The organism is Streptomyces sp. NPDC034670 (genome assembly GCF_055574875.1).
In genome coordinates, this window is record NZ_JBVITR010000002.1 from 1 (window position 1) to 11963 (window position 11963).

At 75.9% G+C, this 11963-nt stretch carries 13 protein-coding genes; 5 read left to right on the forward strand and 8 right to left on the reverse strand.

Going from position 1 to position 11963, the window contains the following annotated elements; genetic code table 11:
- Positions 1-88: 88 nt before the first annotated feature.
- The 6 genes from ACZ56B_RS01445 to ACZ56B_RS01470 all read right to left on the reverse strand — a co-directional run bounded on the left by ACZ56B_RS01445 (position 89) and on the right by ACZ56B_RS01470 (position 6122).
- Positions 89-2458 carry a glycoside hydrolase family 65 protein gene (locus ACZ56B_RS01445; RefSeq protein ID WP_468785031.1) on the reverse strand — a complete coding sequence of 790 codons (2370 nt, stop codon included), beginning with the start codon at positions 2456-2458 and terminating at the stop codon, positions 89-91.
- Between the two features lie 427 nt (positions 2459-2885).
- Entirely contained in the window at positions 2886-3569 is a 684-nt protein-coding gene (locus ACZ56B_RS01450; protein ID WP_468785033.1) for a helix-turn-helix domain-containing protein, read from the reverse strand.
- A 367-nt stretch (positions 3570-3936) separates the two neighbouring features.
- Positions 3937-4311 (reverse strand): hypothetical protein, encoded by a 375-nt coding sequence (locus tag ACZ56B_RS01455; RefSeq protein WP_468785035.1) that lies wholly within the window; start codon positions 4309-4311, stop codon positions 3937-3939.
- An 85-nt stretch (positions 4312-4396) separates the two neighbouring features.
- Complete coding sequence (locus ACZ56B_RS01460; protein ID WP_468785037.1) at positions 4397-4909, reverse strand: roadblock/LC7 domain-containing protein; 513 nt, start codon at positions 4907-4909, stop codon at positions 4397-4399.
- Between the two features lie 38 nt (positions 4910-4947).
- The gene (locus ACZ56B_RS01465; RefSeq protein ID WP_468785039.1) at positions 4948-5730 is read right to left on the reverse strand and encodes a hypothetical protein; all 783 of its coding nucleotides are present in this window, start codon (positions 5728-5730) and stop codon (positions 4948-4950) included.
- Positions 5727-6122, reverse strand: a complete 396-nt coding sequence (locus tag ACZ56B_RS01470; RefSeq protein WP_468785041.1) for a hypothetical protein — start codon at positions 6120-6122, stop codon at positions 5727-5729. Before ACZ56B_RS01470 ends, ACZ56B_RS01465 begins: the two co-directional genes overlap by 4 nt.
- A 458-nt stretch (positions 6123-6580) precedes the next feature.
- On the opposite strand from ACZ56B_RS01470, the gene ACZ56B_RS01475 reads away from it, so the two are divergent.
- The 4 genes from ACZ56B_RS01475 to tgmB all read left to right on the forward strand — a co-directional run bounded on the left by ACZ56B_RS01475 (position 6581) and on the right by tgmB (position 9812).
- Positions 6581-7819: a hypothetical protein gene (locus ACZ56B_RS01475; protein WP_468785043.1), complete on the forward strand. Its 1239-nt coding sequence runs from the start codon at positions 6581-6583 to the stop codon at positions 7817-7819.
- Between the two features lie 355 nt (positions 7820-8174).
- A complete protein-coding gene (locus ACZ56B_RS01480) occupies positions 8175-8501 on the forward strand; it encodes a YkvA family protein (protein WP_468785045.1) in 327 nt (108 codons plus the stop codon).
- A gap of 119 nt (positions 8502-8620) precedes the next feature.
- On the forward strand, positions 8621-8812 hold the full coding sequence (tgmA, locus tag ACZ56B_RS01485; protein ID WP_004979382.1) for a putative ATP-grasp-modified RiPP: 192 nt from the start codon (positions 8621-8623) through the stop codon (positions 8810-8812).
- Between the two features lie 16 nt (positions 8813-8828).
- Positions 8829-9812: an ATP-grasp ribosomal peptide maturase gene (gene tgmB, locus ACZ56B_RS01490; protein ID WP_468785047.1), complete on the forward strand. Its 984-nt coding sequence runs from the start codon at positions 8829-8831 to the stop codon at positions 9810-9812.
- Between the two features lie 40 nt (positions 9813-9852).
- Here tgmB and ACZ56B_RS01495 read toward each other — a convergent pair whose 3' ends face one another.
- Together ACZ56B_RS01495 and ACZ56B_RS01500 are read right to left on the reverse strand one after the other, a co-directional pair.
- Positions 9853-10068 (reverse strand): hypothetical protein, encoded by a 216-nt coding sequence (locus ACZ56B_RS01495; RefSeq protein ID WP_468785049.1) that lies wholly within the window; start codon positions 10066-10068, stop codon positions 9853-9855.
- A gap of 164 nt (positions 10069-10232) precedes the next feature.
- On the reverse strand, positions 10233-10706 hold the full coding sequence (locus tag ACZ56B_RS01500) for a hypothetical protein (protein ID WP_468785051.1): 474 nt from the start codon (positions 10704-10706) through the stop codon (positions 10233-10235).
- A 190-nt stretch (positions 10707-10896) separates the two neighbouring features.
- Here ACZ56B_RS01500 and ACZ56B_RS01505 point away from each other — a divergent pair, with 190 nt between their 5' ends.
- Entirely contained in the window at positions 10897-11868 is a 972-nt protein-coding gene (locus ACZ56B_RS01505; RefSeq protein WP_468785052.1) for a GlxA family transcriptional regulator, read from the forward strand.
- Positions 11869-11963 lie beyond the last annotated feature (95 nt).

Below are 11963 nucleotides of genomic sequence, written 5' to 3' on the forward strand. Positions count from 1 at the left end.
GCCGACGAATCCCCTTGAGGACAGCCAGACGGCGTCGGTCAGTCCATGAGTCAGACCCACCCGGAGAAGCCACCACACATCCTCACTGTCAGTCCGGAAGGGCCAGCCGGTCCGTCTCGCCCGGCTGGAGGCGGACGGTGCGGTCCGGGAGGTGCACGTCGATCGGCGACCGCCCGGACGCGGGGACGGTGATCTCCAGCAGACCGTGTTCCAGCCGCAGGTGCACGCCCCAGTGGCCGTGGTAGCGCAGGGTGAAGCCGTAGGAGGACAGTTCGGGCAGGGGCACCGGGTCGAGCCACAGGGCTCCGTCGCGGGTCTCCAGCCCGGTCAGCCCGCGCTGGACGAGATCGAGGGTGCCGGCCATCGCGCCGAGGTGGATGCCCTCGCCCGTGGTGCCGCCCTGGATGTCGGCGATGTCCGCCTGGAGCGCCTCCTGGCAGAACTTCCAGGCGTCCGCGCGGCGGGCCCGGGCCAGGACCCGGCCGTGGACCAGGCCGCTGAGGGTGGAACCGTGGCTGGTGCGGTGCAGGTAGTGGTCCACCGTACGCCGCCAGGTCCGTTCGTCCAGGGCCAGGCCCAGCCGGCGGAAGACGCCCTGGAGCTCCGCGGGCGAGAAGAGGTAGCCGAGCATCAGGACGTCCGCCTGCTTGGACGCCTGGTAGCGGTTGGTGGTGTCGCCCTCTGCCTCCAGGATCCGGTCCAGCCGCCGGATGTCGCCGTAGCGCCGCCGGTAGCCCCGCCAGTCGAGTTCGGCGAGCTCGCCGTAGCCCTCGAACTGGCTGACGACGCCGTTGTGGAAGGGGACGTGCAGGGTGCGGGAGACCTCCTCCCACTCCTCGAGCTCGCCCGCGTCCAGCCCGGTCCGCTCGTCGAGTTCGCGGCGGCGCGGCTCGGGAAGGCCCCGCAGCACCTCCACGGTGCGGGCGAGCACCCAGGCGGCCGTGACGTTGGTGTAGGCGTTGTCGTCGAGACCCGGCCCGGCCGCGTCCGGGTACGCGTCGTGGTACTCGTCCGGACCGACCACGCCCTTGATGCGGTGGCGGCCCAGACGGTCGTCCCAGGTGGCCGAGTCCGCCCAGAAGCGGGAGATCTGCAGCAGCATCTCGGCGCCCTTGGTGTGCAGGAACTCCTCGTCCCCGCTGGCCTCGCAGTACTGCCACACGTTGTACGCGATCGCCGACCCCACGTGGTGCTGGAGCCGGGAGTCGTCGGGCAGCCAGCGTCCGGAGCGGGGGTTGAGGTGCAGCTGCTGGGTCTCCTCCCGGCCGTCGCTGCCGCTCTGCCAGGGGTACATCGCGCCCCGGCGCCCCGCGTCGTGGGCGGCGGTGCGGGCCCGTTCCAGGCGCCGGTGCCGGTAGTGCAGCAGCGCACGGGAGACCTCGGGGAAGTGCAGGTTGAGGTACGGCAGGACGAACAGCTCGTCCCAGAAGACATGGCCGCGGTAGGCCTCGCCGTGCAGTCCCCGGGCCGGGACCCCCACGTCCAGGTCGGCGGTGTGCGGCGAGAGGGTCTGCAGGACGTGGAAGAGGTGCAGCCGGAGGATGCGGCCCGCCTCGCCGGGCACGTCCAGGTCGGCGCGGCGCCACAGCTGGTGCCAGGCCGTCAGGTGCGGCTCCATCAGCTCGTCGAAACCGCCCGCCCGGCCCACCCGGTCGACGGCGGCGTGCAGCGGATCGCTGATCGCCGGGTCGCGGGAGGTGTGCAGGGCGACGATCTTGTCGACGGTGACGGGACGGCCGGCGACCAGGTGCAGACGGGTCGTCTGGAGGGCGCGCGGGCGGTCGTGCCGGCTGCCGACCGGCGCGTCCGACGCCAGCCGGGCGGCGAGGGCGATCCGGACGTCGGAGGTGCGGGTGCGGCAGCGCAGCCAGACGGTGTCCTCGGCGGCCGTGCCGGTGAGGACGTGGGTGAGGTGACGGCCGTCCAGGTCCCGGTAGCGCGGCACGCCGGCGTTGGTGACACCGCCGTCCAGCGCCGCCTCGGCCTCGAGGGTGCCGGAGAAGCCCTCGGCGGTGAACTCGGTGCGCAGCGCGGCCAGGTGCGGGTCGGCCATGTGCACGAGCCGGTACTGGCGCACGAGCAGGGTCCGCCCCGTGCCGAGGCCGTACCGCGTGCTGCGCTCCAGCAGCCCCGAGGACAGGTGCAGGGTCTCGCGGTGGTCGAGCACGGCCGTGGTGTCGGGGGTGAGCCAGGGCTCGCCGGCCGGCCGGAAGCGCAGCGGCAGCCAGTTGGGGAGGTTGACCATGTCCTCGTTCTCGACCCGCCGGCCGGCCACCTCGGAGGTGAGCCGGTTGTAGCAGCCGGCCACGTAGGTCCCCGGGTAGTGCACCTCGTCCGCGGTGCACTCCGGCAGCGCGCCCCGGGTGGCGAAGTAGCCGTTGCCCAGGGTGCACAGCGACTCCCTCAGGCGCGCGTCGGCGGGGTCGTACCCCTCGTACTCCCACGTCCAGGCCGTCACTTCGACGCTCCTCCCGCCGACGGCGGCCGCACGTGCCCCGAAGGCCTCGTACGGCGCTTGCCGGGCGCCGCGCCGCGACGGTCCGTCCCGGTTCCGTCACCGACGGTGGGAGGCCCGCCGTCGTGGTCGGGGCGGCCGCCACGGCCGGCGGTCGCGCACGGAGTACCCGCGGCGGGCGCGGAGCACACACCGGCTCCGCCGCCCTCCCGTTCCCGGGCGGTCCCGCGGCGCCCGGGCGGTGCCCTGCCCCGGCGGGGCCGGCCGGCCCCGCCGTCAGGGACCTTCGGCCCCCGCGGCGCGGTGGCCGGACGCGCGACACTGGCGTCGGGGCGGCACCGATCCCCCGCGGTGCCGCCCCGCCACCGGTGCGTCCGCCCCGCCGGGACGCCACCCCCGCCGGCCCGCACGCCGCCCCTCGCACGCCGTTTCACACCGTGACGCGGCGACCGGTCACCTCGGCCGGATCGATCCGCACCCACAGCTCGCGGCGGCCGCCCGCCCACGGCGCGCTGAACGCCCGTTCGTCCAGTCGGCGCACCTCGTCCGGGTCCGTGACGGCCCGCGCGTCCCCGCGGACGAGCACGCTCCATCCCCGGCTCAGCGCGTCGTCGATCCGGTCGGCCTCGAAGGCCACCCGGCGGCCGGCGGCCCGCGCGGGGACCGTGCCGGGGGCGGTACGGAAGACGACGGCGTCGTCGACGACGTCGTAGTTGACGGGGACGACGAGCGGCCCCCCGTCGGTGGGGACGGCGATCCGTCCCACGCCGTGGGTGCCGAGCAGGGCGCGGCACTCCTCGGCGTCCAGCTCGGTGGACTCCGCCCGCGGGGCGGCCCGCCCGGGGCCGGGCGGCGCGTCGACGTCCCCGCCGGTGAGCCGGTTCAGCGTGGTCCCGAGCACGCCGGCCAGCCTGAGCAGGACGCCCGTGCCCGGCGCCGCGCCCGGGTGCTCCTCCAGGTGGCGGAGGTAGCCCGGTGCCAGGCCCGCCCGGGCCGCCACTTCCCCGCGGGTGAGGCCCAGCTCCGTGCGGCGCCGGGCCAGGCGGCGTCCCAGGTCGCCCACCGGGGCGCCCTCCGCCGGGTTCGGCAGGGTCCTCTCGGCCATGACGGTCACTCCCTCTCCCGTCCGTTTCGCGCGGGGCCCCGGCGCCTCGGCGGCCGAAGGCCCCCGGAGTCCAGCCTGTCCGGTCCGGCGGTGTTTCGCACGGGCCGGGCGGCCCCGTCCCGCCCCGGTGTCCCGGGGAGGGCCTTCGAGGTCCACGGCCGGACCGCGGGCGCTCTCCGGCTGCTCGGGGCCGGCGTCCCCGCCCGCGGCACCCGCTGCGAGGTCTTCGGCCCCGACCGGTGGCTGCCCGGCGCGGTCCGATCCGCGCGGGCGGGAGGTCCGGCGGCCCGCCGGCCGGGGTCCGCGCGGACCGGCGGGCCCTTCGCGCGCGGTGCGGCGCGAAGGGCCCGGTCCGGGGATCCGTCCGGCGGCCCGGTCAGACCTCGAGGTCGGCCTCGATGCGGCGCAGCTGGTGCCGCGCCATCGCCAGGTTGGCCCGTCCCGCGTCGAGCACCAGGTACAGGAAGAGGCCGTTGCCGCCGCGTCCCTTCAGCAGGCGGATCAGGTGGTACTGGCTGCTCAGGGTGATCAGGATGTCCTCGATCTCCTCCTTCAGGCCCAGGAGTTCCATCGTGCGCAGCTTGGACCGCACGACGTCCGTGTTGCCGGCGGCGGCGACCTCCAGGTTGAGGTCCTTGCCCCCGCCCAGGGTGCCGAGGGCCATGCCGCTGGTGTAGTCGACGAGCGCGGCGGCCGTCGCCCCGTCGATGGAGCCGAGGCACTCCTTGAGCGCGGTCTCGGTGTTGGCCATGGAAGGTGTCCTTTCCGTCGTGATGGTGGTGCGGGCCGGCCGCCGGATCGTGTTCCGGTGGGCGGTCCGGGGAGGAAGCCGGGGTTCAGCCGCCGGGCTGGGGCCGGTGTGCGGGCCGCTGCGGGGTCCGCACCGGGAGGGTCCCGATGCGGCGGGAGGGGTCCGGGGGCGGCGCGGGGTGCTCCCCGGCCGCGAGCCGGTCGGCGTGCCGGCCCCCGCCCGGGCCGATGTGGGTGTCGACGAGGTCCGCGATCCGGGCGCCGCTGCGCCGCCCCTCCAGGTGCAGCCGGCCCACGTTGACCCGGTCGTCGGCGAGGAGGGTGAGCACGGCGGTGGTGCCGGCCGCGTAGGTGGCGATGTAGCCCCGGGCGCCGCGGACCAGGAGTTCCCGGAAGTCGCCGCGGCCGGCGGCGTCCGTCATGCGGTGGGCGACGCCCAGCGCGGCGGCGGTGAGGGCGGCCAGTCCCTCCGGTTCGGTGTCCGGGACGTCGTGGGCCAGGACGAGCCCGTCGACGGTGGCCGCGAGGGAGCCCGCCAGCCGGGGTACGCGGGTGCGGAGCCGACGCAGTTCGTCCAGCACGTCGGTCTCGACGGCCATGAGCAGTCTCCTTTCGGCACGCTGTCGGCGCGCGCGGATCACAGTGCCTCCAAGGCGTCCAGGAGCCGTTTCAGCAGTGCTGTGTCGGGCTCGTCCCACGCCGAGCCGCCCGCGTCGCCGGGGACGGGGTGGACGGGCACGGCGGGCGGGGATGGCGCGGGGGTGACCAGTCCGTCGGCGGCCAGGCGGCGCAGTTCGACGAGGGTGTGGAAGGCGCGGCAGGCCAGGGCCGAGGCGATCTGCGCCGCGGTGCGGCCCCCGTCGACCAGGGCGAACGCGCGGCCGCGGCGGGGCGGCAGGTCGGCGGGGTCGACACCGGGCACGCGGGTGAGCGGGGCGGTGTCCACGGCCGGGTCGGGCCAGATGCGGTGCAGCAGGTCGCGGCGCCGCCAGGACTCGCGCAGCACCGCCGCCACCGGTACGGGGCGGACCGCGCCGAACCAGTGCGCGGCTCCGGGGCGGAAGCGGAGCGCGGTGCCGTCGTGGGCGAGGGCGAAGTACGCCGCGTCGAAGAGCGCGCCCAGGTGGCACAGTTCCAGCGCCCCGGCGGCGAGACGTCCGCTGTCCACCAGCCGGCGGCCGACGCGGTGCCCGGCCCCCGCCCGCTCGACCGCCTCCCACCAGCCGTCCCGGGCGACGGCCCCGCTGCGGGTGAGCAGGTCCCCGAGGCCGGGGCTGTGGGCGGACTCGACGTGGACGACCTGCCCCGCCGAGAGGTAGAAGACGCCGGACCGGGTGGGGAGCGCCCCGGTGGCGTGGTCGGCCGCGAGGATGCCGAGCAGGTCCGGGACCGATCCGTCCGCACGTCCCGCCGTGGTCATCCGAGCACCAGCCGGTCCGCCATCTCGGCCAGCCGGATCCGGGCCAGGGCCAGGTTGCCGTCGGCGCGGTCGAGCCACAGGTAGAGGAACACGGTGCTGTCGAAGGTGGTGACGACGAACCGCAGCAGGTGGTACGCGTCGGCGGTGGTGAGGATCAGGTCCTGGACGGGCGCTTCCTTGCCGGCGCCCCCGCCCCCGGCCGGCGCCAGGGTGCCGCTCTCCACGGAGAGGCGGGCGAGTTCGGCGGTCTCCGCCGCCGTCGCCTCCGGATCACCGCCCGGTGCCTCGCCCACCGCGCCCAGCGCGAGCCCGCTGATCCAGTCGACCACCAGCGCCCCGCGGGCACCCGGGAGGCGCATGGCTTCCAGCAGGCTCTCGTCGATTCCGGGCACGCCGGATCCCCTCTCTCGCACGGTTGTGCCGCGAACGTGACGTCGACGCTACGGTGTGTGCTCGATCGGGGTGAGGACTTTGGCGTTTTCCGGAGGAATATGCGACAGGGCCGGTTCGGCACTGGTAAGGTCCCCGCCCCGCCGCGGCGCCGGAGGCCGGCCGGGGTGCGCGGACGGGGACGGCCCCGGCGCGGAGGGCGGACCGGCCCCCGTCCGCGGGGGCCGGCGGCGGCGCTCCCGGGGCTGACGGTGCCGCGCGGGAAACCGCCACCGCCGGGTGCGCGCCGCGCGCACCCGGTGTGTGCGCCCGTGCCGCGTGAAGTGCGCCCGAGCCGCATGAAGGCCGCTCGACGGGGCAGGAGCGACCGGGACCCGCGGCCCGGCGGGTCCGGCGTCGTCTCGCCGGCCGACGGCGGCGATACTGGCAGGAGCACGTGTCCCCGCTCACCACTGGATCCATGTCGACCTCCCCCGCAGCCCGCCCCACCCTTCCTCCCACGGTCTGGCTGACCCGTGGCCGCCACGCCGGAACGGCGGCCGAGGACGTCCTCCGGCGCACCCTGCGCCGGCTCAGGGACAGCCAGGACATCGACGACTTCCTGGAAGTGCCCGGCTCCCCGGCCTCCCCGCACCGGGTCTTCGAGTCCCGCGCGCGGGTCGCCGACGGGATCACCGTGCGGGCCCGGCTGAGCCTCGCGCCCGGCACGGAGGAGGGTCAGGACTGGACGCTGGTCGCGGAGGCCGAGCAGCCGTGGGACCCCGCCTGGCCCTCCCCGGCCGGGATGTTCTGGCCGCAGGAGCCGGACGCCGACTGGCGGTACGACGCCGCGACGGGGCTGCGGCCGGGAGCGGCCAACCCGCTCCCCGAGGACGACAAGGCCGTGCGGCGGCGGCTGCGCGACTGCGCCCGGGACACGTGGCACCTCCACGTCGTCGTCCACGAGGCCATGACCACGGACGAACGCGGCCGGACGCCGCTCGCCCACTGGCTGCCGCCGGGCCTGCGGCACCGCGTCGTGGAGCACCGGGCCGCGCCGCAGCAGGCGCGGGTGGTGAACTGGGCGCTGCGGGACCTGGGGGTGGAGGTGCCCCGCGGGGGCGCGGTGGTACTGCCCGGCCGCCCCGCTCCGGAGGGCTACGACGCCGGGGACTTCTCCGTGCGCGCGGTCTTCCTGGACGGCACGGAGCCGACCGGTCTCGTCGAGGCCGTGGCCCGGTTCGACGCGCTGCCGCGCCCGCTGCCGGACGGCGCCCGGGACGCCCTGACCGCGCTGCGGGAGGACTGGCACCTGCTGACACTGGAGGAGGAACTCGCCCGCGAGCGCGAACTGGTGGCCATGTACGCCGAGGCGCTGGATGCCATGACGAAGTCCCGGGACCTGTACCGGGAGGCCGCCGAACGCGCGCACGAGGCACTGGCCGCGTACCGGGAGGCGGCCGAGGCGCCGGGGAACCGGCGGCAGCAGGCCTCCCGGACGGCCGCCGCCTCCCCCCTGCGGCAGCTGACCCGCGCACTGGACCGCCTGAAGCCGGCTGCCGGGTCCCGGCGTCCGGCGGTTTCCGGGGCCCCGGAGGCGCCGGACGCCTCGCGGCCGGAGGCGCCCGAACCGCAGCCGGCGGCGATACCCGAGAACCCGCCGGCAGCCGGATCCCCGTCGGTGACGGACCGCCCGCGGCCGGCGGCGTCCGACCGGTAGCCGGTCCGCGGCGGGCGGTCGGGCCGCCGCGTCCCCCGCCCGGCCGCCCGGGAGGCGGCGGAGGGAAGTGATCCGCACCCGGCCCCGGAGGGCCGCGGCCGCCCCGCTCCCCCGGACGCGCGACCGGCGGCGTCGCACGGACCATTACCGGGCACCCCCGCCCGGCGCCGCCACCGGGCCGGACCACCGGGACGACCTGCGGCGGTCCGCTGTTCCCCGGGGGTCCGGCGGGGCGCCGGGCACGGGCGCGCCTGTCCGGTTCCCGACCGCCATACCGGCGCCGGGAAGGGGAATCCGCTCGAAGGGACCTGTGCCGGGAGGAGTCCGCGGCGCGGGCCGGAAGGAGGACAGTCCGTTGGAGACCACCACCGTGGTGCTCATCGTCGCCGCGGTCCTCGCGGCCGTCGTGCTGGCCGGCGCCGTCGCGGTCCTGGTGCGACTGGTCCGTACGCGACGGGAGCTGCGCCGCGCCGGTCTGCCCACGGGGCCGCGCTGGGTCTTCTGGGGCGCGGTCCTCTACCTGGTGCTGCCCGCCGACCTGCTGCCCGACCCGGTCTTCCTGGACGACGTCGGCGTCCTCCTGCTCGCCCTGCGGAGCATGCGCGGCTCCCTGGGGACGGGGGCGCCCGGGGAGGTGTCCCGGCGTCCGGGCCACCGGCCCGCCGATGACTACGCTCCGTGAGGAAACCAACCACCCGTTCGATTCGTATATGTCTCTGAGAGCAGAAGAAGTCGGCGGACCGGGTAACGGCGGGCAGTTGGCCGTCACTTGGTCGGCGCAGCACCGACGAGGGAGAGACGATGCAACCGTTCGCGCTCAACTACGCACGTCCGGTAGCGGAGTTGGCGGTCGCCACTCCGTATGTGTATGACTCCGGGATGCAGTTGAACGTACTCGTCGACGGGCGGATCGCGGCCTGCGACCACGCGCTGCTGCGCGAGGTGGGGACCACGACGTCCACCGCGGGTTCCAAGACCCACTTCGACGACTGACTGCGGACCGTAGACGATGACCGTGCTGATCCTCACCTGCGAGGAGGACGTGACCGCCGACATGGTGGTCGTGCACCTGAACGGCTCGGGGGTGCCGGTGGTGCGCCTCGATCCCGCCGATCTGACCGACGGCGTCTCGCTGTCCGGCGAGTTCGTCCACGGCCGCTTCCGCGGCCATCTGTCCGTCGGAGGGCGGCTGGTGAGCATCAACGGACTGCGGTCCGTGTGGGTACGCCGGCCGGGCGCCCCGGCCACGCGGGCGGCCCGGCCGTCCGCGTGGCTGACCGAGGAGGCCTCACAGGCGCTCTACGGCATGCTGCGCGGCTCGGACGCGCGCTGGATGAACCATCCGGACGCGGCCCGCCGGGCCCGCCACAAGCCGTGGCAGCTGCGTCTGGCCCAGCGGTGCGGCCTGCCCGTGCCCGCCACGGTGATCACCACGTTTCCGCGCGCCGCCCGGGAGTTCGCGGAGCGCTTCCCGGACCTGGTGGTCAAACCGGTGTCGGGGGCGCATCCGCAGGATCCGCCGCGGGCGGTGCCGACCAGCCGGGTGGCGCCGGACGCGGACTTCTCCGCCGTCGCGTTCGGGCCGACGCTGCTCCAGCGGCGGATCGCCAAGCGGGCCGACGTCCGGCTCACCGTGGTGGGTGACCGGTTGCTGGCCGCCCGCAAGGCGACGGCCCCGGACGCGGATCCCGCGGAGGTGGACGTGCGTTTCGCCGCCCCGGGCGCGCCCTGGGAGCCGGCCGAGGTCCCGCCGCGCACCGCCGACGCCGTGCGCGCGTACACGCGGAAGGCCGAACTGGCCTACGGCGCTTTCGACTTCGCCGAGGACGCCGACGGGACGTGGTGGTTCCTGGAGTGCAACCAGTCGGGGCAGTTCGGGTTCGTGGAGGTGGAGACGGGCCAGCCGATCGCGCGGACCATCGCCGAGTGGCTGGCCCGCCCCGTCCCCGCGTCGCCCCCGGAGGTCAGCGAGGCGACCGGCACGCCGCGGTGAGGAGCCGCCGGCCCCGGCCGTCCGGCCGCGGGTCCCGCGGTCAGTGCGGTCGCGCTCCGGGCAGCAGGGCGGTGCGCTGCCATCCGTTGCCCGGGGACGGCGGCCGGTCGAGTCCCGGGGCGTGGCCGGGGGACCGCAGGGGCCGCATGACCAGCTCCAGCTCCCTGCTCACGCGTTCGGCCTCGTGGCGAACCTGTGCGGGCACGTCGCCGCACTCCGAGATGAGTCGGTCGTAGATGGGGGACTCCTGGAACACCCGACCATGTGCCTTTCTGCTCGTCGGCCCCGGCGCGGGGACGCGACTGCCGAGTGTAGGCGTCCGGCCACCGCGCCGGGGCGGTTCCCCCGCACGCCGTGACCCCGGAGCGGGCATTCCGTGCGGACCTCGCCCCAGGCGCATCGTGCTCCGTTCCCGGCTGCTCACGCACCCGTCGTGGAGCCGGGACGGACGATCATCAGGACCGTGACGGTGGCCCACAGCAGGTTGAACACCCCGGTGAACATGGCCAGCCGGACGGTGCCGTGCCGGTCCACGGCCCGGTTCCCGTTCAGCTGCCCGATGAGTTCGTCCTGGCGGGGCAGCACGAAGGCGAGCAGGACGCCGGCGGCCGCCGCGGTCAGCGCGATCGACGCGATGAGCCAGCCGTCGCCCAGGACGCCCATCGCCAGGGCCGTGGCGAGTCCCAGGAGGGGCACCGCGATCCCGATGCGGGCGTAGACCCGGCAGATGCGGTGGAGCAGCTCGACGCCCTGCACCGCGGTGGCGGCGGGTCCGCCGCCGGAGGGGGCCGCCGCCCGGCGCACGGCCGGCGGGAACATGCTGGCCGCGACGGTCACGGGACCGACGGCGACGATGGCGGCCAGGACGTGGAGGGACAGCAGGAACTTGGTCACCGGGACCCTTTCCATGGTGCGGTCGACGGGAGCGGGCCCACCGTAGGACGCCCGCCGGACACCCGCCCAGAGGCCGGAACGACAGGTTCCGACGGATTCCCGCCAACGCCGCCCACCAGTGCTTTCGCGCCTCCCCCCGGCGGAGCCCGGGGTTTCGGGGGGTGGCGGGAACCCGTCTATCGTGGCGGTCATGCACTCCGTGGCGATCCTGGTGCTCGACCGGGTCATCCCGTTCGACATGGCGGCCCCCATGCAGGTCTTCGACTGGACGCGGCTGCCCGACGGCCGGCGCCCCTACCGGGTCCGCCTGTGCGCCGAGACGCCGGAGGTGCCCGCGGACGGCGGTCTGGCCCTGCGCGTCGACCGGGGGCTGGAGGCGCTGGCGGACGCCGACACGGTCATCGTCCCGGGCCGCGCCGAGGGGGCCCCGCCGCCCTCGCCCGCCGTGCTCGCGGCGCTGCGCCGGGCGGCCGGGGCGGGCACCCGGATCGCCTCGGTGTGCGTGGGCGCCTTCGTGCTGGCGGAGGCCGGGCTGCTGGACGGGCTGCGCGCCACCACCCACTGGGTGGCCGCCGAGCGGCTCGCCGCCGCCTTCCCGCTCGTCGAGGTGGAGCCGGACGTGCTGTACGTCGACAACGGCCAGATCCTCACCTCGGCCGGTGCCGCCGCCGCGCTGGACATGTGCCTGCACATGATCCGCCGGGACCTGGGATCGGTCGTGGCCGCGAACGCGGCCCGGATGTCGGTCATGCCGCTGGAGCGGGAAGGCGGCCAGGCCCAGTTCATCGTGCACCGGCACCCGCCCGTGCCCCGCGGCTCGGACCTGGAGCCCCTGCTGGACTGGCTCGAGGACAACCTGGCGCACGAGGTCACGCTCGCCGCCATGGCGGCCCGCGCGGGCATGAGCGAGCGCACTTTCAGCCGCCGCTTCCGCGAGCAGACGGGCACCACGCCGTTGCAGTGGCTGCTGCGGGCACGGGTCAGGCGTGCCCAGTACCTGCTGGAGAACAGCGACCACACCGTCGAACGGATCGCCCAGCAGGCCGGCTTCGGATCACCCACGGCGTTCCGCGAGCGGTTCCGCAAGGTGGTGGGCACCACGCCGCACGCCTACCGCTCGGCGTTCCACGGCAGGCGCACCGCACCCGCCGCACGCCCGTGACCGGCCCGGGGCGGGGGGGGGGGGGGGGGGGGGGGGGGGGGGGGGGGGGGCTCCGGCGACGAAGGAGAGGGAGATGGGGGTGGGGGTGGGTGGGG

Coding starts and splice junctions, on each gene's coding strand:
- ACZ56B_RS01455 (WP_468785035.1), bottom strand. CDS start 4,311: ATGGCCAACACCGAGACCGCGCTCAAGGAGTGCCTCGGCTCCATCGAC.
- ACZ56B_RS01460 (WP_468785037.1), bottom strand. CDS start 4,909: ATGGCCGTCGAGACCGACGTGCTGGACGAACTGCGTCGGCTCCGCACC.
- ACZ56B_RS01465 (WP_468785039.1), bottom strand. CDS start 5,730: ATGACCACGGCGGGACGTGCGGACGGATCGGTCCCGGACCTGCTCGGC.
- ACZ56B_RS01475 (WP_468785043.1), top strand. CDS start 6,581: ATGTCGACCTCCCCCGCAGCCCGCCCCACCCTTCCTCCCACGGTCTGG.
- tgmA (WP_004979382.1), top strand. CDS start 8,621: ATGCAACCGTTCGCGCTCAACTACGCACGTCCGGTAGCGGAGTTGGCG.
- tgmB (WP_468785047.1), top strand. CDS start 8,829: ATGACCGTGCTGATCCTCACCTGCGAGGAGGACGTGACCGCCGACATG.
- ACZ56B_RS01505 (WP_468785052.1), top strand. CDS start 10,897: ATGCACTCCGTGGCGATCCTGGTGCTCGACCGGGTCATCCCGTTCGAC.